This is a genomic window from Microbacterium sp. NPDC077663, from assembly GCF_044542795.1.
Taxonomy (GTDB): Bacteria; Actinomycetota; Actinomycetes; order Actinomycetales; family Microbacteriaceae; genus Microbacterium.
On record NZ_JBITVE010000002.1, the window covers coordinates 246,799 to 264,893 of the forward strand.

The window sequence follows — 18,095 nt, forward strand, 5'->3', positions numbered from 1 at the left end:
ACGCGGCGCCCGGGCGGCGGCGTGATCACTTGAGGAACGCGTCCTTCAGGTGCATGCGCCAGGTGTACGGGTCGGACTCGTAGCCGCCGACGGCGGTGTCGTCCCAGACCTCGATGGCCTCGGCCTTGGCCGCCGGGATCAGGACGAGGACCTGCTCCGCGACTTCGTAGTTGAGCTCGTCCGAGAGTTCCTGGCGTGCGGCCGGGTCGGTTTCGCTCATCAGCTCGGCGTACAGCTCACGGGCACGGTCGGCGTCTGGTAGACCGTCGAAGTACGCCATCGCCTGGTCGTCGACGAGCAGCTGCGTGAAGTAGCCGCCCATGTCGGGGTTCCAGCGGTTCCAGATGGCGACCATGTCGGTCCAGCTCTCGCCGTAGGTGAAGATGCGCGAGATATCGGCCCACGGGGTCGCGACCAGCTCGACGTTGATGCCCGCGTCGGCGGCCTGCTGCTGCAGAACCTCGAAGACGGGGATGTCGTCGGTGGTGTAATCGCTCGGGTACGAGAGCTCGATCGGCTCGCCGTCGTAACCCGCGTCCTCGAGGAGAGCCTTCGCAGCATCGAGGTCACGCGTGTACATCGGTGTGCTCTGGTCGATCTCCGGGGCTGCCGGGTCGCCCGCCGCGACGTGCAGCGAGACGGCGCCGAAGCCGCCGGTGGCGAGTTCGACGATCTGCTCGCGGTCGAGCGACAGCGACAGGGCCTGGCGGATGCGGACGTCCGCGAGCGGGGAGTCCTCGGCCGGGTTCAGGTAGACCGAGAGCTTGCGCGTATAGGCGGCGTCACCGATGGTGTAGCCGGCGTCCTCGGCCTGCTGGGCGACAGCGGCATCCGTGAACGAGGCGATGTCGACCGAGCCCTGCTGGACGAGCGCGAGGCGAGCGGACTCGTCGGGGACGATCTGGAAGTTGATCGCGTCGACGACGGGCTGGTCCTCGCCCCAGTAGTGCTCGTTGCGGTCGAGCGTGAGGTTCACGCCGTCGTTCCACTCCGAGAGCGCGAACGGGCCGGTGCCGAGGGCCGACCTCTGACGATCCTCTTCGGAGGTCGACTCGTACCAGGCCCGGCTGAAGACGTAGAAGACGTTGTTGCCTGCGGTGCCGTTCAGGAACGAACCGTTGGGCTCGGTGAACGTGAAGCGGACGGTCGACTCATCGGTCGCCTCGACAGTCGCGAGACCGCGGATGAGAGCCTTGCGCGAGCTTGTGGACGCGTTCCAGGTGTTGAAGCTGAACACGACGTCGTCGACGGTGAGATCGGTGCCGTCGCTGAACTTCACACCCTCGCGGATCGTGAAGTCGTAGGTCAGCTCGTCGACGATCTCGTAGTCCGTGGCGAGCGACGGCTGGATCTCGCCGCTCTCGTCGCGGGTCAGCAGGCCTTCGTAGATCTGGGCCTGGAAGACAGCGCTGGCCTGGTTGGACGCGAGGATGGGGTCGAGGCCGCCGGTGCCGGGCTGGGCGTTGATGGCGTATTCGAGCGTGCCGCCCTGCGCGGGCTCCGCCGAGTCGCCGGAGGTGGCGGTCGGGGCGCACGCGGCGAGGCCGAGCATGGCTGCGAGGGCGACGCCCGTGACCAGGATCCTGGTTTTCATGGGATGAGTGCTCCTACGGTGAGAGATATCGGGAGGTCGGGTGGTGCTCGGTGCCGGTCCGCGCGCGCACGGCGTCCGATCAGGGGCGATCGGCTCCCGCCCGGCTGGCGGGGAGATGAAGGATCGCATCGACTTCGACCTCGCCGATCGCGAGGTCTGAGACGGTGAGGGTCCGCGCGGGGTACGGCGCGGAGACGTAGTCGCGGTAGATCGCGTCGAAGGCCTTCACGTCGATGCCCGGGCGGACGAAGACGCTGACCTTGACCGCGTCGGCGAGGCTGCCGCCCGCGGCGTGCGCGACGGCCGCCAGGTTGTCGAGTGCCTGACGGGCCTGCACCTCGAAGGGCTGGTCGAGCAGGCGCACGCCGTCCGGGCGTCGCGGCGTCTGCCCGGCGAGGAAGACGAATTCCCCCGCACGGATGCCGGCGCTGTACGACCCGGCCGGGTCGGGCGCGTCGGTCGTCGAGATCGGCTCACGCATGGGCTGCCTCCGCGGTGTTCCGTGCGCCGAGTGCGGTGAGGGCGGTGACCATGCGCTCGAGCGCGGCCGCCCACTCGGCCTCGTCGCGGGCGTAGCAGACACGGAAGCGTCCGATGCCGCTGGGCCCGAACTGGTAGCCGGGCGAGACGACGACACCCGCCTCGACCTGGAGAACGCGGGCGACCTCGACATCCGTGGCGCCGAGCGCGCTCACGTCGCAGTAGAGATACGCGGTGCCCTCGTGCGGGGTCACCTGGAGGCCTGGCACCCGGCGGAGCGCGGTGACCGTCATGTCGCGGAGGGCGGCGAGCTCGGTGATGCGCTGGGCGACGAAGTCCGCGTCGTCTGCGATCCAATGCGCGAGGAGGCGCTGCGCGTAGGCGGGGGCGCGCAGGGCGGTCACTGCGAGGGTCTGCTCGACCGCGGCCATCACGTCCTCGGGGCCGACGACGACGCCGAGGCGGAAGCCCGAGAGCGATTCCGTCTTGCTCGGGCCGAGCATCGTGACGCAGCGCTCGGCCATACCGGGGAGCGTGCGCATGTGGGTGAACTCGGCTCCCGGGTAGACCAGGCGCGAGTACAGCTCGTCGGCGAGGATGCGGAAGCCGTGCTCGACGGACAGCGCGGCGATCTTCTCGAGCGATGCGCGCGGGAAGATCGCGCCGCTCGGGTTGTTCGGGTGCGAGAACACGAGGAGCGTCGGCTGCTGCGGCAGCGCCGCCTCGATCGCGGCGAGGTCGAGCGTCGGTTCGGCGGCATCCACATCGATCGGGATGCGCACGACGGTGGCACCGACGAACTCGAGCATGCGCTCGGTGAAGAGGTACTCGGGGTCGGCGAGCATGACGACGTCGCCGGGGTTCACGATGGCGGAGAGCGTCGCGAAGAGCCCGCCCTGCGTGCCGGGGGTGAACGCGATGTTCTCGGCGGCGACGGGCACGCCCATGAAGCCGGTAAGGGTCTCGGCGACGCTCGCGATGACGTCGGGGGCACCGCGGTAGGGCGTGTACGCGGTGGCGCCGTCGGCCATCACCTCGGCCATGACACCAGCGGCCCAGTCGGGAGCGGGGAAGCGGACTGTGTCGAAGTGCGTGGTGTCGAGCAGACCGTCGCCGTCGCCGTTGAGCTTCAGCTCACGGTCGGCCTCGCGCACCGTGCTGCCGAGGACGGCTGCACGGGCGGGGATGTGCATGCGCTTGACGCGCGCGCTCTCCGCCTCGGGGAGAGTCCCGATTGACTGGTTGTTTACAATCTGCATGTCTTATGTCTACCCAAGATTCGTTTCCGATGTGTGACGCGGTGGTCACTACTCGGTCTCGTTCGGCACGAACGAGGCGATATGCGCCTCGTCGTGACCGATCTCGTCGCGCTCGATCCGGCCGATGAGCTCCAGCAGCGTACGGAGCGCGGGCACCTCGAGGCCGTGACGCTCGGCTGCGGCAATCACGGGCAGGAAGTGCGACGGCACTTCGGTGGCGCGACGACGCACGGCGATGTCGCGCCAGACGCCCGAGCGGGTCTTCGGTTGCGTCTGCAGCCACGCGACGACGTCGTCGAAGACGGCGTCCTGCTCGGCGCGCGTGCCCGTCGGCGCGAACGCCATCGCCCGGTAGGCGTCGAAGTCCTCGAGACGGATGCCCTCGGCGAGCGCGACAGCGCTCACTTCGCCTGCCAGCAGGCGCATGGTGTCGCGGTAGCGGTCGACGAGGTCCCACATCTCGGCGTCGGCGAGCGCCGTCACCGACGACCATGAACCGAAGGCGAGCTTCGCCCACAGGTATCCCTGCACGTTGTCGGAGATGACCGGCTCGCCGATCCCCCTCAGCGCGTGGGCGAGGTCGCGCACGCGGGGGCTGCCAGGCACGCCGGTGTACTCCCCGAGCGACATCGCACCGGGGCCGCCTTCCTTCACGACGCCCGGCTCCACCACGTCGGCGAACAGATCGACGAAGGCCGCAACGGTGCGCTCGGCGCCTATGGCCTCGGCGATCTCGCCCTCGTTGAGACCGTTCTGCATCGACACGACGAAGCCGTCCTCAGCCAGCCGCGGCGCAATCCACGCCATCGCCGCGCCGGTCGCCTGCCCCTTGACGGCGAGCAGTACCGCACCGAACTCGGCCGGCGCATCGTCGAGCCCGAACGCGGGCACCCATCCGACGCGGTCGCCCGCGGCCCCGGTGACGCGCAAGCCGCGCTCGCGGATCGCGGTGACGTGCGCAGCATCCGCGTCGATGATCTGCACCGGACGGCCCGCCTCGAGCAGGGCGACCGCGAGGCTGCCGCCGATCGCGCCACCGCCGACGACGGTGAACGGGCGGGTCGTGCGGATGGTGCTCATCGGGTCTCCAGAGAGGTGTTCGGGTCGGTTGCCGCGCGCGGGCGCTCGACGGCACGGCGCAAGCGCTCGATCGCCCAGCGAGTCTCGAGCTCGATCGCGTCGCCGAGGACGGCGTCGTCGAAGCGGGCGGTCGCGGCGTGGTTGGCTGCGGGGTCGGCCACGCCGTCGGGACGGGCACCGAGGAAGGCGAACCACGAGGGCATGAGCGCCGCGATACGGGAGAAGTCCTCGGTCATCGCGGCGGGTCGGGGTGCGTCGCCGACGAGATCCGCGCCGAAGACATCCGCGGCGACGGCGCTCGCGAACCGGTGCTCGGCGGCATCCACGATCACCGATGGGTAGCCCTGCGTGATCGCGATGTCTACGGCTGCGCCGTGTGCCGCCGCAAGGCCCTCGCAGACGCGCTCGATGATCGCGACCGCACGCTCGCGCACTGTGGGGTCGAACGTGCGCAGGGTCGCGTCGAACTCGGCGCTCTCGGGGATGACGTTGCGGCGCGTGCCGGCGTGGACGTACCCAGGCGTGAAGACGACGGCCTCGTGCGCGTCGATGCCACGACTGAGCGCCACCGGGATGTGGCCGAGCGCACCCACCAGCGCAGGGATCGGGTCGACGGCGAGGTGCGGCGTGGCGCCGTGTCCTCCGACGCCGCGGAACACCGCGTGCACGGACGTGCCACTGCCGGTGACGGCACCGGCCCGCGAGCGGATCTCACCTCGGGGACGGTCCGAGAGCACGTGCAGGGCGAAGCCGGCGACCCACTCGGCACCGACGAGGTCGAGCAGCCCCTCCTCGACGAGCAGGCGGGCACCGTCGAGGGCTTCTTCGCCGGCCTGGAACAGCAGTGCGACATCGCCCGCGAGGTCAGCGCGGCGGGCGGCGAGCGCATGGGCGGCGCCGACCAGGGCTGCGGTGTGGAGATCGTGGCCGCAGGCGTGCATCGCCTCGGTCGCGCTGGCGAAAGCTTCACCGGACGCCTCGACGACGGGCAGCGCGTCCATGTCGGCGCGCAGCAGCACGGCACGGCGAGCGCCCTCGGAGGTGGTGGCGCCGCGGATGACCGCGATGAAGGAGCTGGTCTCGCGCGAGTCGAGGATCTCGAGCCTGAGGGGCGCCAGCGCCGTGCGCACGCGGCGGACGGTGCGCGGGAGGCGCAGTCCGATCTCGGGGTCGGCGTGCAGGTCGCGGCGGAGCGCGACGGCGTCGAAGGTGGTCATGCGGCACGCTCCGGGAGGACGGCGGTGAGCAGGCGGCGGGCATTACCGCCGAGCACGGCGGCGATGTCGACGTCGGCCCAGCCTCGGGTGATGAGCGCACGGCAGACCTGCACGGGCAGCTCTGACGGATTGTCGGCGCCCGCGACCGGCTCGAGATCGAACGGCACGGCACCGGCGGGCGGCTCGCTGCCGCGCGAGTCGAGGGCACGGTACAGCCCGACGTGGTCGCCGTAGAACGTGTCGCCGCCGAGGGCGACCGCGCCGACGCCGAACGACTCGGCGCAGTACTCGATGTGGCGCACGACATCGTGGACGGTGTGGCCCGCGGCATCCGCGTCGGTCCGGGTCGAACCGGGCGCCGCCTCGATGCCGATGACCCCGCCCCGCTCGGCGGCGGCGCGGATCACCCGGTCCGGGACCATCCGGGTCGACCCCCACAGCGACTGCGCGCCGGCGTGGTTGATCGCGACCGGGGCGGTGGACGCCTCGATCGCCTCGAGCGAGGTGCGGTCACCGGCGTGCGACACGTCGACGACCATGCCGAGGGCGTTCATGCGGGCGATCGCCTCGTGCCCGAAGTTGGTGAGTCCGGTGTCGTGCTGAGCCAGCCCGCAGCCGAGCGGCGAGCCGTGGTTGTAGGCGACGCCCGCCATGACGATCCCGAGGCGCTGCAATTCGTCGAGGTCGCCGAGCGTTCGGACCGTGCCGAGGTCTTCGAGCCCGAGCGCGACGCCGACTCCGGGGCCGTCGAGGTCGGTCCAGGTGCGCACCGGGCGGAGGCCGGACTGCGCGGCGATCTGCCCAGACATCGATGCGGCCCACGAGGCGACGAATGCCGGGTCGGGCTGCGAGAAGCAGGTCGCGACGACGAGGTCGAGGACGGATGCCGCGAGCTCGTCGCCCGCGAGCACGTCGACCGCACCCCGCATGTGGGCCGCCCACGTGTCCGCGGTGAGCGGCTCGGGCAGGCGGACGGGGTGCTCATGCAGCGACGCGACGGGACCGGCGAGGAGCGCGCGTGCGCGCGCCTCACCGGCGGCGTCGAGCGGGACTGTGGGGGCGGTCGCCGCGTCGCCTCCCGTCGCGTAGCCGAGCTCAGGCATCCGTCGTGGAGACCTCTCCGTGGATACCGAGCGACATGACCGGCCACGAGCGGGGCAGGCCGGCGTTGCCGGTGCTGGAGCCACCGTCCACGCGGATGATCGTCCCGGTCACCCAGTTGGCCGCGTCGGAGGCGACCCAGAGCACGGCTTCGCCGATGTCTTCAGGCGTGCCGTCGCGGCCGAGCGGGTTCTGGTCGGCGCCCTGACGGTACTTCTCCTCGTACGGGTTCACCGGGCTTTGCACCGCAACGAAGCCGGGCGAGACCGCGTTGACGCGGATGCCGAGGGGGCCGAGCTCGAGCGCCGACGCCTTCGTCCACATCTCGAGGGCGGCCTTCGAGGTGGAGTACGGCGCCGCCGCCGTACGGGCACGGAGCGCGGCACCGGAGGTGATGTTCACGACGCTGCCGATGCGACCTTCGGCCTTCGCGCGCTTCGCGAACGCGACGGTCGTGAGGACGGCGGAGCGGACGTTGACGTCTTGGATCGCGTCCCACACCTTCGCGGTGAGCTCGAGCAGCGGCGTGGAGGGGTAGATGCCCGCTCCGTTGACGACGAGGTCGACCGGGCCGGTGCGCTCCCACGCGGTGTCGATCGCGGCACCGGGGTCGGTCTCGCTCGTGAGGTCGGCGACGATGTTGCCGACGGTGGCGCCTGCGACGGATGCCGCGATCTGCCCGGCCGCGTCGCGCAGTGCGTCCGCGCGGTAGTCGACGAGCGTGACGGCCGCGCCGGCCCGGGCGAGCACGGTCGCGATGCCGATGCCGATGCCGCCGGCACCGCCGGTGACGACGGCGTGGGTGATGGTGGTGTCAGACATGCGTGTGGATCTCTCCTCGGTCGAGCCAGCCGGAGAACATGCCCTCCGTGTTGTAGGTCAGGTGGATGCCGCCACGCGCGTCGACGGCGATGAGCCCGCCGCGGCCGTCGGCGTCACCGAGATCAGCCATGGCAGCGTGGACGGCGTCACCGAGCGTCGCGTCGGTGTGTTTCAGGTGGGCGTGCACGGAGTGCGCGAGCGCCTGGCGCATGAACTCCTCACCGACGCCGGTGCATGAGATCGCGACCGTGTCGTTCGCGGCCCAGGTGCCGGCGCCGATGATCGGGCTGTCCCCGACCCGTCCGGGCAGCTGGTTGGCTGTGCCGCCGGTCGAGGTCGCCGCAGCGAGCGCCCCGGACGCATCACGGGCGACAGCGCCGACCGTGCCGTGACGCGGACCGGTGAGCTCCTTCGCACGCAGCTTCTCGAGCTGGGCGACGCGGGCGGGGGTGATGAAGTACTCGGGCGGGACAAGGTCGAGCCCCCACGCCTCGACCATCGACAGCGAAGGGTCGACGAGCAGCACGTGCGAGGTCTGCTCCATCACCGCACGCGCCGCCAGCACGGGGTTGCGAACGGCCCGCACGCCGGCGACGCCACCGGCGTCGCCGGCACCCACCATGACAGCCGCGTCGAGCTCGGCGTATCCGTCGGCGTTCAACGCGGCGCCGTGCGCCGCGTTGAACAGGGGCGAGTCCTCGAGGACGAGCACGGCCGCGCAGACGGCGTCGAGGGCAGGGCCACCGGCGTCCAGCACGACTTTGCCTGCTCGCACCGCCTTCGCGAGCGCGGCGTGGTACTCGGCCTTTTCATCATCGACGAGCAGGGAGGGTCGGGCTCCAGCGCCGCCGTGGATAGCGAGGGCGGGACCGTCACTGACGTCCGCGCGCAGGGTCGTGAGCATAGGGAGGAACTCTCGGATCGGGGGAGCGACGGGTTCGGGGCCGCCACATCCAAGCTGACACGAACGATTCACATGTCCAACCCGAGGCGCAATCTGTAACATGCATTTCACATCTCGCCTATCGATGCACGCTACGTTCGGGGTGTGCCCGAACCTTCCGCCGTGCCCGCACCCTCCGATGAGCAGGTCTCCGTGGTCGAGTTGATCCACGACGCGATGCCGCGCATGTCGACCACCGACCGTCGCATCGCGCACATCCTCCTGGCCGACCTCCCTCGCGGTGCACTCGGAACCGCGAGCGAGCTGGCGGCGCGTGCCGAAGTGTCAGCAGCCAGCGTCGTGCGGTTCTGCCGACGCATCGGGTTCGCCGGCTTCACGGACCTCGGCGAACGCGTCCGCACCGAGGTATCGCGCACCGCGAACAGTCCCGTCGCCCGCGCTCGCACCCTCCGGCCCGACACTGCGCTCGACCGCGAACTCGAGCATCGCGCGGAACTCGTCCGGACCGTCATGTCGTCGGTGCCCGCGAACGAAATCGATCGCGTCCTCACCCTCCTGTCCGACACGGCGCGCACCGTCATGACGGCAGGTGGCACGCTCTCCCAGCTCGCGGCGAGATACCTGCAGCTGCAGCTGCGGCACGTGCGCCCCCGGGTTCTCCACCTCGCCGATCCCGACCAGTCCGATGTCGGGACCGTCCTCGACCTCCGGCGTCGTGACATCGTCGTGCTGTTCGACTTCCGCCGCTACGAGCCCCGCTCAATGCGCCTGGCTGAGCGGGCGCGCGAGCGCGGAGCGTCCGTCATCCTCGTGACCGATGCGTGGCTCTCACCGGTCGCCCGGATCGCCGACATCGTGCTCCCTCTCGACGTCGAGGCGAGTTTCCTCGACAGCCTCACGCCCGCGTTCGCGCTCGTCGAATCACTTGTACCGGCTCTTGCCGCCCGCCTCGGCGAGAAGTCGTTGCACCAGATGGACCGCATCGAGAGCCTGCGTCAACGAGCCGACTGACTCGCCCTGCTGTCGATGGCGGCCTGGGCGGATGCCGAGCGGCTCTAGACTCGTCGCCATGACGGAAGGGGCTCCGCAGCGACGTGGCACGGTCGCCCACAAGGTGCTCAACAACAACGTCGTCATCTCGCTCGACGAGCACGGTGGCGAGCGGGTGCTCATGGGACGCGGCCTCGGATTCCAGCTCAAGCCCACCGACACGATCGACCCGGCGAAGGTCGAGAAGACCTTCATCCTCGACACGGGCGAGGATGGCGAGCGCGAGCGGCGCATGCTGGCCGACACCCCCTATGCCATCGTCGAGGCCGTCTCACGCGCCGTCGATCAGGCGGAGCGCTCGCTCGGTCACCACCTCGGTCGCCGCCTCACGATGGCCGTCATCGATCACGTCCAGTTCGTACTGGAGCGGCTCGAGAAGGGGATCCGGATCCCAGGAGCGAGCATGCCCGAGCTGCGGGTTCTGCACCCGGCGGAGTTCGCCGCCGCCAAGGCGATGGCCGAATCGATCTCCACCGCGCTCGAAACCGAGCTCCCCGCGGAGGAGGCCGTGTTCCTCACGATGCACGTCCTGAACGCCACGCGCGACGAACCGAACGGCACCGCCGCCCTGCTGTTCCGCCGTGTGCAGCACGTCGTCCTGACCGTCGAGAACGGGCTCGGGGTGAAGCTCGACGTCGAGAGCCCGGACTACGCCCGCTTCGTCCTTCACATCCAGTTCCTCCTGCAGCGCCTCGTGTCGAGGTCGATGCTGCGCAGCGCCGACAGCTCGTTCTTCGAGTTCGCCAAGCACAGCTACCCGCGCTCGTTCGCGATCGCTCAGGAGGTCAAGGCCTACGTCAAGGCCGCGACCGAGTCCGCGCTCACCGACGAGGAGCTCCTCTACGTCATCGTGCACGTCGAACGGCTGGCGTCGCAGGTCGCGGCACCGCCGGCATCCCGCCCCGAGGAGTGACACTGGCGTCCTATTCGGATGCATGCTAATGTCTCGGATCGCGGGCCGATGCAGACCTGCGACGCGACGGATTGTTACTGCTGCAGCAGGCAAAACCTGAACTCACATCGCTTTCGAGCGATGAACGAGTTCAGGTTTTTTTGTTGCCCGGAAACGGCTCCGACGCGTGTTCCACCCGAGAATGCCGCGCCGATGCGGCAAGAAAGAGCGTGTCCCGATGGACTACTCGAAGACCGCGGCCGGCGTCCTGAAGGGCGTCGGCGGAGAAGAGAACGTCAGTTCGCTCGTGCACTGCGCCACCCGCCTGCGCTTCGTGCTGAAGGACGAGTCGAAGGCCGACACCGCCGCCGTCAAGGCGACCCCGGGTGTCGTGACCGTGGCCCAGGCAGGCGGGCAGTACCAGGTGGTCATCGGCAACGACGTCCCCGACGTCTTCGCCGAGATCGGCAAGATCTCGAAGCTCGGCGCCGCGTCCGCCGACGGCGCCGCAACGGATGCGCCGAAGGGCAACCTGTTCAACCGCTTCATCTCGATGATCTCGTCGATCTTCACCCCCGTGCTGTGGGCCCTCGCCGGTACCGGTCTGCTGAAGGCCTTCCTCGCCGCCGCCGTCACCTTCGGCTGGATCGCCACCGACACCTCGACCTACGCCGTGCTGAACGCTCTGTCGGATGCGTTCATCAACTTCCTGCCGATCGCGCTGTCGATCACGGCCGCGCGCTACTTCAAGGCGAACGAGTGGACGTCGCTCGCGATCGCCGGCGCCCTCGTCTACCCGACGATGGCGGGCCTCGTCGGCCAGCCGGGCCTCACGTTCTTCGGCATCCCGTTCACGATGGTCAGCTATGTGTCGAGCGTCATCCCGATCATCGTGATCGTGTGGCTGCAGAGCCACGCCGAGAAGGTCCTGTACCGCGTGCTCCCCGGCGCCGTGAAGCGCTTCATGACTCCGATGATCGTCGTGCTCATCGCCGTTCCGCTCGTCTTCGTCGTGATCGGTCCGATCTCCGACCTCCTCGGCGGCGGCCTCGGCACGGGCATCGGCTGGGTGTTCGATACGCTGCCGTGGCTCGGCGGCGCCATCATGGGCGGTCTCTGGCAGGTGTTCGTCATCTTCGGCCTGCACTGGGGACTCGTCCCGCTGTTCACCCTCGAGTTCCAGACCACGGGCCAGATTCTCCTCGTCGGCCCCGTGTTCGCCGCCGTCCTCGCACAGGCCGCGGCCGTCGCCGGCGTCTGGGTGCGGGCGCGCAACAAGAACCTCAAGTCGCTCGCCGCTCCGGCGACCCTCTCGGGCTTCCTCGCCGGCATCACCGAGCCCGCCATCTACGGCATCAACCTGCCGCTCAAGCGACCGTTCGCCTTCGGTATTGTCGGCGGTGCGATCGGTGGTGCGATCATCGCCCTTGGCGGCGTGTTCGCGAAGGCGTTCGTCGTGCCCTCAGGCCTCGCCCTCCCTGCGCTCCTGGGCAACGGGAACATGGTGTTCCTCGGCGTCGGCCTCCTCGTCGCGATCGTCGTACCGTTCCTGCTGACGATCATCGTCGGCTTCAACGAGCCGACCGAGGATGCCGCTCCCGCGCCGGCCTCGGCCGAGAACGACCTCGCGGTCCTCAGCCCGCTCGACGGCACGGTCGTGCCGCTGTCCGAGACCCCGGACGCCGCGTTCGCCGAGGGCGCCCTCGGTGACGGTGTCGCGATCCTCCCCCGCAGCGGTGCCCTGTACGCGCCGTTCGACGCGACGATCGCAGCGGCCTTCCCCACCGGTCACGCGATCGGCCTGCGTCACGCCGACGGCGCCGAGGTGCTCATCCACATCGGCATCGACACGGTCAAGCTCGGCGGCACCCACTTCGACGTGAAGGTCACGACGGGTCAGCAGGTGAAGGCCGGCGACCTGCTCGTCGAGTTCGACGGCGACGCGATCGAGCGTGCAGGCTACGACCTCACCACGCCGATCGTCGTCACGAACGGCGAGCTCTACCCGGCGATCACCGACCGGGCATCCGGGCCGATCGCCCACGGCGAGCCGCTGTTCACGGCCGTCTCGGTCGAGTCCGCGGCCGTCACGGCCTGACACCGACCGGATGCCGGGCGTCCCCGCCCGAGGGGCGCCCGGCATCCATCCACACCTGGCACACACGACACGACACGAAAGCGACTCATGAGCACCATCTCGTTCCCCGACGGTTTTCTCTGGGGCGGCGCGACCGCCGCGAACCAGCTCGAGGGGGCTTACCTGGAAGAGGGCAAGGGACTCTCGATCCAGGACGTGATGCCGCAGGGCATCATGACCCCGCGGAGCGCCGGCCCGACGGATGACAACCTCAAGCAGGTCGGCATCGACTTCTACCACCGCTACGCGGAGGACATCGCCCTCTTCGCAGAGATGGGCTTCAAGACCTTCCGCTTCTCGATCGCCTGGAGTCGCATCTTCCCGAAGGGTGACGAGAGCGAGCCCAACGAAGCCGGCCTCGCCTTCTACGATCGCGTCCTCGACGAGCTGGAGCGCCACGGCATCGAACCGCTGGTCACGATCTCGCATTACGAGACCCCGCTGCACCTCGCCGAGACCTACGACGGCTGGGTGAACCGCGACATGATCGGCTTCTACGAGCGCTACGTGCGGACACTCTTCTCGCGCTACGGCGCCCGCGTGAAGTACTGGCTGACCTTCAACGAGATCAACTCGATCGTCCACGCCCCGTTCATGTCGGGTGGTATCAACACTCCCAAGGACCAGCTGTCGGCGACCGACCTGTACCAGGCGATCCACCACGAGCTCGTCGCCTCCGCCCTGGCGACGAAGGTCGCCCGCGAACTGGCTCCGAACGCGCAGATCGGCTGCATGGTGCTGTCGATGCCTGTCTACCCGCTCACTCCGAACCCCGACGATGTGTTCGCGGCGCTCACGACCGAGCGCGTCAACCTCGCCTTCGGCGACATCCACGTGCGCGGTGAGTACCCGGGGTACTACCTGCGGAGCCTGCGCGAGCAGGGCGTCGAGCTGAACATCACCGACGAGGACCGGACCCTCCTCAAGGAGAACACCGTCGACTTCGTGTCGTTCAGCTACTACTCCTCCATCTGCGAGACGACCGACGAGTCGAAGCGGGTCATGGGCGAGGGCAACCTGTTCGGCGGCGTCAAGAACCCGACGCTCAAGGAATCGGAGTGGGGCTGGCAGATCGACCCCGTCGGCCTGCGCCTCGTGCTCAACCAGTTCTGGGACCGGTGGCAGAAGCCGCTGTTCATCGTCGAGAACGGCCTCGGTGCGAAGGACCAGCTCGTCGAGGTCGACGGTGAGAAGACGGTCGTCGACGACTACCGCATCGCCTACCTGCAGGCGCACCTCGAAGCGGTCGGCGAGGCGATCGCCGACGGCGTCGACCTCATGGGCTACACGACGTGGGGCTGCATCGACCTGGTCTCGGCGTCGACGGCGCAGCTCAGCAAGCGCTACGGGTTCATCTACGTCGACCGCAACGACGACGGCACCGGGTCGCTGGAGCGCTACAGGAAGAAGTCCTTCGACTGGTACGCGGAGGTCATCCGCACCAACGGCGCATCCCTCACGCGCTGACCCGACCGGTGCGGCCGCGGTGACCCGAACCCGCGGCCGCGCCACCCACGGCTCGCCCTCGGCGCTCAGCCCTTGAGCCGCCGCCCGAGGCCGGCGATGTCCGCGGGCGTCGTGCGGCAGCATCCGCCGATCAGCCGGGCACCGGCATCCAGCCACGCGTCGAGGTCCGCGAAGGTCGCCGTCGCGTCGCCGTGCCACGAACGCGACACGGCATCCCAGGCCTCGCCGCTGTTCGGGTAGACGACGGCCGGTGTGGACTCCGGCATCGCCGCCAGGAGGCGGGCGATGTCGCGCGGCGGACAGCAGTTGGCGCCGACGGCGACCACCTCGGCGGGCGATGCAGCGGCCGCGAGCGCGGCCGCGAGTGCGCCGCCGTCGGCGAACGCCGTACTCGCTCCCGAGAGCGAGATCCACGCCGGGATCCCCACCCCCTCGAGCGCGATCGCCACCGCCTCGGCCTCGGCGGGCGAGGCGATCGTCTCGACCGCGAGCAGATCCGACCCGGCCTCGGCCAGCACGTGCAGCCGTCGCCGGTGCCACTCGGCCAGCTCGGCGACCGACATGCCGTACGCACCGGTGTACTCGCTCCCGTCCGCGCGCACCGCGCCGAACGGACCGACGGATGCCGCGACCCAGGCACGACCGTCCGCCGCCTCGCGGGCGAGGCGAACGGAGGTCTCGAGCAGGGCGTCGACCTCGGCGGCATCCTTCCCGGCCCCCGCCAGGTTGTCGTAGCCGAGCTGATACGACGCCGTCGTCACGATGTCGGCGCCGACGTCGACGAAGGCGGCGTGCACGTCACGCACCTCGTCCGGGCCGTCGATCAGCACACCGGCCGACCACAGCGCCCCGCTGAGATCGTGCCCGCGCTTCTCGAGCATCGTGCCGAGTCCACCGTCGAGCACGAGCGGACGGGCGGCGATCGCGGTACGCACATCGGGCATGCGGTCACTCTAGGCGCGGGGCGGCCGCCCCCCGCGCGCGGATTACGCTGAACGAATGAGCACCGCCCGCATCCGACCCATCTCCATCGACGACGCGGGCGAGGTGCTCACCCTGCAGCGAGCGGCCTTCGTTCAAGAGGCCCTCATCTACGACGCGGTCGACATGCCTCCGCTCACGCAGACCCTCGACGAGGTGCGCGGCGAGCTCGAGGAGAACCTCGGATGCGTCGCCCTCGACGGCGAGCGCATGGTCGGCTGCGTGCGCGCCCGCGTCGACGGCGATCTGCTGCTCATCGGTCGCATCGCGATCGCCCCCGACCAGCAGGGCTCCGGCCTCGGGACCGAGCTGCTGTCGGCGGTCGAGGAGCGCGGCCGCGAGGCGGGCGCCACGCGCGCGGAGCTCTTCACCGGGTCGCTGAGCGAGGCGAACCTGCGTCTCTACGAGCGCGAGGGATACGAGGAGAGCGAGCGGGTCCCGGGCGACGACGGTACCGAGCAGGTCTTCCTCCGCAAGCGGCTCTGACCCGCCCGTGGACCGCGCGTTCATCCGCATCCGGGAGAATGGACGGATGACGCGCATCGCTTTCCTGGACGTGGACGGAACCATCCTCGAGCATGGGACGGCCATCGCCGACTCGACGATCACCGCGATCCGGACGGCACGCGAGAACGGTCACCTCGTCTACCTGTGCACCGGTCGCGCGGCCGGCGACATCCACCCGAAGGTCCGCGAGATCGGCTACGACGGCGCGATCACCAACGGCGGCGCCTACGCCGTGCGTGGAGACGAACTGCTGTTCGCCGACCCGATGCCGCGCGAGGACACCGACCGCCTGATCGCCTACTTCGAGGCGGAGGACATCGACTACTTCCTGCAGTCCGACAAGGCTGTCTACGCCAGCGAGGGCGTCGGCGCGATGCTCGACGAGTACTTCGCCGAGCGTCGCAAGCGTCACCTCGAGGACGCCCGTCGCCTCGGCCAGACCGACGTCGTCGAGCCGAAGCCGATCGTGACCTACCGCCCGGTCCACGAGGCGGACCTCGATGCGATCGCGAAGACGACGTTCATCAGCAAGCGCTCCGACAGCGTCGACAAGGCCCAGGCCGACCTCGGCGAGCGGTTCCACGTGATCCCCGGCAGCATCCCCCTGCCTGGCGGCTCCAACGGCGAGATCGGCCTGGCGGGAACGAACAAGGGCTCCGCGATCGTGCGGGTGCTCGACATCCTCGGGCTCGACGCGGCCGACGCCATCGGCATCGGCGACAGCTGGAACGACGCCGAGATGTTCGACGTCGTCGGCTCCCCCGTCGCCATGGGCAACGCCGACCCCGCCCTCAAGGAGCGCGCGGGCGACGTCACGACCGACGTCCTCGACGACGGTGTGTGGAACGCCTTCGTGAAGCTCGGACTGGTCTGACGCGCGCCGCGGCGCGTGTGCGGATGCAACAGATCGTGCGCGGCACCCCGGCATCCGCTCGTAAACGACGGCGTGTCGGCCCGGATCTATTGCATCCGTGAACGGTCAGTCGAGGAAGATGTCGGGGAACAGCTCGCTGTCGGGCGTGCCCGGCGTCGCGGCGTAGCCCGAGAAGTCCGTGACGCCGGCCTCGCGCAGGACGTCCTCGACGATGAGCGCCTGACCGGTGTACTCGCGCGCCGGCTTGCAGAGCACCTCGTACGCGGCATCGGCGTAGACCTCGGGAGTGCGACTGACCTTCATCATCCGGTCGCCGCCGAGGGCGAACTGCACGGCGGCGGTCGCGATCGTGGTCTGCGGCCAGAGGGTGTTGGCTGCGACGCCGTCCTTCGCAAACTCCGCGGCCATGCCGAGGGTCGCCATCGTCATGCCGTACTTCGCCAGGGTGTACCCGGTGTGGGCACCGAGCCACTTCGGCGAGAGGTTGAGGGGCGGCGACAGAGAGAGGATGTGGGGGTTCGCGGCATCCTTCAGCATCGGCAACGCCGCGCGCGACAGCATGAACGTCCCCCGCACGTTGACGTCCTGCATCAGGTCGTACTTCTTGGCCGCGAGATCGAGCGAGCCCGACAGGTCGATCACCGACGCGTTGTTGACGACGATGTCGATACCGCCGAACTCGCCCTGGGTCTTCAGCACGGCCTCGGTGATGTCGCCGTCGTCGCGGACGTCGCCGACGATCGGCAGCGCCCGCCCCCCGACCGCGCGGATCTGCTCGGCCGCGGAGTGCACGGTGCCCTCGAGCTTGGGATGCGGGGTGTCGGTCTTCGCGAGCAGCGCGATGTTCGCGCCGTCCCGCGCGGCGCGCAGGGCGATCGCGAGGCCGATGCCGCGGCTGCCGCCCGACATGAGGATGGTCTTTCCGGCGAGGGTCATGGGGTCTCCAGGGATCAGGATCGACGCGAACGGGATGCCGCGGCGAACGCGGCGACGCGGGTCTTCGAGTCGTCGGTGTCGAACGCCGCGCCGATCGTGCGGGCCTCGTCGTCGAGGTTCTCGGTGAGGGGCCGGTGGGCACCGGTGCGGACGAGGCGCTTGGCCTGTCCGAACGCGCCGGTGGCGCCGTCGAGCCAGGCCCGGGCGATCTGCTCGGCCCGGTCGCCGGGCTCATCGACCACCTCGGCCACGAGCCCCCACTCGAGCGCGGTCGGCGCGTCGATCGTGGTGTCGGTGAGCAGCAACTGCAGCGCGCGTCGCTGACCGACGGCGGCGGGCAGCAGGGTCGAGACACCGAGGTCGGGCGTCAGCCCGATGTTCGCGTACTTGCTGACGAACACCGCTCGCGGCGACGCCACGACGTAGTCCGCCGTCAGCATCAGGCCGAGCCCGCCACCGGCGACCGCACCCTGTACCGCCGCGACCATCGGGATGGACGACTCCACGAACGTCCGGATCCCGTCGTGGATCACCCCGGCCATCTCGGTGATCGTGGCGCCGTTGCCACCGGAGGAAGCCATCTGCACGACGTCGCCGCCGGCGCAGAAGGCCGGGCCCGCGGCATCCAGTACGATCGCGCCGACCGTGCTGTCGCTGGTCACCTCGTGCGCGAGGTCGCGCCAGCGGGTGCCCATCTCGAAGTCCATCGCGTTGAGGGATGCCGGGCGGTTGAAGGTCAGCCGCGCGAGCGCGCCGTCGCGCTGCAGCAGGATCGTGTCGCTCATCGGTTCTCC

At 69.9% G+C, this 18,095-nt stretch carries 17 protein-coding genes; 6 read left to right on the top strand and 11 right to left on the bottom strand.

Features of this window, described 5'->3' with window-relative positions:
• Nucleotides 1–25 precede the first annotated feature (25 nt).
• The 8 genes from ACIGEP_RS08695 to ACIGEP_RS08730 all read right to left on the bottom strand — a co-directional run bounded on the left by ACIGEP_RS08695 (nt 26) and on the right by ACIGEP_RS08730 (nt 8,457).
• Nucleotides 26–1,594 (bottom strand): ABC transporter substrate-binding protein, encoded by a 1,569-nt coding sequence (locus ACIGEP_RS08695; protein ID WP_366222840.1) that lies wholly within the window; start codon nt 1,592–1,594, stop codon nt 26–28.
• 79 nt (nt 1,595–1,673) lie between these two features.
• Entirely contained in the window at nt 1,674–2,075 is a 402-nt protein-coding gene (locus ACIGEP_RS08700; protein WP_396661226.1) for a RidA family protein, read from the bottom strand.
• Nucleotides 2,068–3,333 carry a pyridoxal phosphate-dependent aminotransferase gene (locus tag ACIGEP_RS08705; protein WP_396661227.1) on the bottom strand — a complete coding sequence of 422 codons (1,266 nt, stop codon included), beginning with the start codon at nt 3,331–3,333 and terminating at the stop codon, nt 2,068–2,070. Before ACIGEP_RS08705 ends, ACIGEP_RS08700 begins: the two co-directional genes overlap by 8 nt.
• Nucleotides 3,334–3,381: 48 nt before the next feature.
• On the bottom strand, nt 3,382–4,413 hold the full coding sequence (locus ACIGEP_RS08710; RefSeq protein ID WP_396661228.1) for a ketopantoate reductase family protein: 1,032 nt from the start codon (nt 4,411–4,413) through the stop codon (nt 3,382–3,384).
• Entirely contained in the window at nt 4,410–5,630 is a 1,221-nt protein-coding gene (locus ACIGEP_RS08715) for a M20 family metallopeptidase (RefSeq protein ID WP_396661229.1), read from the bottom strand. Before ACIGEP_RS08715 ends, ACIGEP_RS08710 begins: the two co-directional genes overlap by 4 nt.
• On the bottom strand, nt 5,627–6,733 hold the full coding sequence (locus ACIGEP_RS08720; RefSeq protein ID WP_396661230.1) for a dipeptidase: 1,107 nt from the start codon (nt 6,731–6,733) through the stop codon (nt 5,627–5,629). Before ACIGEP_RS08720 ends, ACIGEP_RS08715 begins: the two co-directional genes overlap by 4 nt.
• Entirely contained in the window at nt 6,726–7,553 is an 828-nt protein-coding gene (locus tag ACIGEP_RS08725; protein ID WP_396661231.1) for an SDR family NAD(P)-dependent oxidoreductase, read from the bottom strand. Before ACIGEP_RS08725 ends, ACIGEP_RS08720 begins: the two co-directional genes overlap by 8 nt.
• Nucleotides 7,546–8,457, bottom strand: a complete 912-nt coding sequence (locus ACIGEP_RS08730) for an isoaspartyl peptidase/L-asparaginase family protein (RefSeq protein WP_396661232.1) — start codon at nt 8,455–8,457, stop codon at nt 7,546–7,548. The genes ACIGEP_RS08725 and ACIGEP_RS08730 overlap by 8 nt, the downstream gene beginning before the upstream one ends.
• 162 nt (nt 8,458–8,619) lie before the next feature.
• Here ACIGEP_RS08730 and ACIGEP_RS08735 point away from each other — a divergent pair, with 162 nt between their 5' ends.
• From ACIGEP_RS08735 to ACIGEP_RS08750, 4 genes are all read left to right on the top strand, one after another.
• The gene (locus tag ACIGEP_RS08735) at nt 8,620–9,468 is read left to right on the top strand and encodes a MurR/RpiR family transcriptional regulator (RefSeq protein WP_366222827.1); all 849 of its coding nucleotides are present in this window, start codon (nt 8,620–8,622) and stop codon (nt 9,466–9,468) included.
• Nucleotides 9,469–9,526: 58 nt separating this feature from the next.
• The gene (locus tag ACIGEP_RS08740) at nt 9,527–10,420 is read left to right on the top strand and encodes a PRD domain-containing protein (RefSeq protein WP_396661233.1); all 894 of its coding nucleotides are present in this window, start codon (nt 9,527–9,529) and stop codon (nt 10,418–10,420) included.
• Between the two features lie 217 nt (nt 10,421–10,637).
• On the top strand, nt 10,638–12,497 hold the full coding sequence (locus ACIGEP_RS08745; protein WP_396661234.1) for a beta-glucoside-specific PTS transporter subunit IIABC: 1,860 nt from the start codon (nt 10,638–10,640) through the stop codon (nt 12,495–12,497).
• An 87-nt stretch (nt 12,498–12,584) separates the two neighbouring features.
• Nucleotides 12,585–14,003: a glycoside hydrolase family 1 protein gene (locus ACIGEP_RS08750; protein WP_396661235.1), complete on the top strand. Its 1,419-nt coding sequence runs from the start codon at nt 12,585–12,587 to the stop codon at nt 14,001–14,003.
• Between the two features lie 65 nt (nt 14,004–14,068).
• On the opposite strand, the gene mmuM is transcribed toward ACIGEP_RS08750, so the two are convergent.
• Complete coding sequence (mmuM, locus tag ACIGEP_RS08755; protein WP_396661236.1) at nt 14,069–14,947, bottom strand: homocysteine S-methyltransferase; 879 nt, start codon at nt 14,945–14,947, stop codon at nt 14,069–14,071.
• Nucleotides 14,948–15,002: 55 nt separating this feature from the next.
• Here mmuM and ACIGEP_RS08760 point away from each other — a divergent pair, with 55 nt between their 5' ends.
• Together ACIGEP_RS08760 and ACIGEP_RS08765 are read left to right on the top strand one after the other, a co-directional pair.
• Nucleotides 15,003–15,470 (top strand): GNAT family N-acetyltransferase, encoded by a 468-nt coding sequence (locus ACIGEP_RS08760; protein ID WP_396661237.1) that lies wholly within the window; start codon nt 15,003–15,005, stop codon nt 15,468–15,470.
• Between the two features lie 46 nt (nt 15,471–15,516).
• Nucleotides 15,517–16,365, top strand: coding sequence for a Cof-type HAD-IIB family hydrolase (locus tag ACIGEP_RS08765; RefSeq protein ID WP_396661238.1), 849 nt, complete (start codon nt 15,517–15,519; stop codon nt 16,363–16,365).
• A gap of 105 nt (nt 16,366–16,470) precedes the next feature.
• Here the strand turns inward: ACIGEP_RS08765 and ACIGEP_RS08770 are convergent, their stop codons facing one another.
• Both ACIGEP_RS08770 and ACIGEP_RS08775 read right to left on the bottom strand, forming a co-directional pair.
• Nucleotides 16,471–17,301, bottom strand: coding sequence for an SDR family oxidoreductase (locus ACIGEP_RS08770; RefSeq protein WP_396661239.1), 831 nt, complete (start codon nt 17,299–17,301; stop codon nt 16,471–16,473).
• Nucleotides 17,302–17,315: 14 nt separating this feature from the next.
• Nucleotides 17,316–18,086: an enoyl-CoA hydratase/isomerase family protein gene (locus ACIGEP_RS08775; protein ID WP_396661240.1), complete on the bottom strand. Its 771-nt coding sequence runs from the start codon at nt 18,084–18,086 to the stop codon at nt 17,316–17,318.
• Nucleotides 18,087–18,095 lie beyond the last annotated feature (9 nt).

Bases quoted from the DNA above. Each gene is read 5' to 3' on its own strand.
- ACIGEP_RS08695 (WP_366222840.1), bottom strand. From the start codon at position 1,594: ATGAAAACCAGGATCCTGGTCACGGGCGTCGCCCTCGCAGCCATGCTC.
- ACIGEP_RS08700 (WP_396661226.1), bottom strand. From the start codon at position 2,075: ATGCGTGAGCCGATCTCGACGACCGACGCGCCCGACCCGGCCGGGTCG.
- ACIGEP_RS08705 (WP_396661227.1), bottom strand. From the start codon at position 3,333: ATGCAGATTGTAAACAACCAGTCAATCGGGACTCTCCCCGAGGCGGAG.
- ACIGEP_RS08710 (WP_396661228.1), bottom strand. From the start codon at position 4,413: ATGAGCACCATCCGCACGACCCGCCCGTTCACCGTCGTCGGCGGTGGC.
- ACIGEP_RS08715 (WP_396661229.1), bottom strand. From the start codon at position 5,630: ATGACCACCTTCGACGCCGTCGCGCTCCGCCGCGACCTGCACGCCGAC.
- ACIGEP_RS08720 (WP_396661230.1), bottom strand. From the start codon at position 6,733: ATGCCTGAGCTCGGCTACGCGACGGGAGGCGACGCGGCGACCGCCCCC.
- ACIGEP_RS08725 (WP_396661231.1), bottom strand. From the start codon at position 7,553: ATGTCTGACACCACCATCACCCACGCCGTCGTCACCGGCGGTGCCGGC.
- ACIGEP_RS08730 (WP_396661232.1), bottom strand. From the start codon at position 8,457: ATGCTCACGACCCTGCGCGCGGACGTCAGTGACGGTCCCGCCCTCGCT.
- ACIGEP_RS08740 (WP_396661233.1), top strand. From the start codon at position 9,527: ATGACGGAAGGGGCTCCGCAGCGACGTGGCACGGTCGCCCACAAGGTG.
- ACIGEP_RS08745 (WP_396661234.1), top strand. From the start codon at position 10,638: ATGGACTACTCGAAGACCGCGGCCGGCGTCCTGAAGGGCGTCGGCGGA.
- ACIGEP_RS08750 (WP_396661235.1), top strand. From the start codon at position 12,585: ATGAGCACCATCTCGTTCCCCGACGGTTTTCTCTGGGGCGGCGCGACC.
- mmuM (WP_396661236.1), bottom strand. From the start codon at position 14,947: ATGCCCGATGTGCGTACCGCGATCGCCGCCCGTCCGCTCGTGCTCGAC.
- ACIGEP_RS08760 (WP_396661237.1), top strand. From the start codon at position 15,003: ATGAGCACCGCCCGCATCCGACCCATCTCCATCGACGACGCGGGCGAG.
- ACIGEP_RS08765 (WP_396661238.1), top strand. From the start codon at position 15,517: ATGACGCGCATCGCTTTCCTGGACGTGGACGGAACCATCCTCGAGCAT.
- ACIGEP_RS08770 (WP_396661239.1), bottom strand. From the start codon at position 17,301: ATGACCCTCGCCGGAAAGACCATCCTCATGTCGGGCGGCAGCCGCGGC.
- ACIGEP_RS08775 (WP_396661240.1), bottom strand. From the start codon at position 18,086: ATGAGCGACACGATCCTGCTGCAGCGCGACGGCGCGCTCGCGCGGCTG.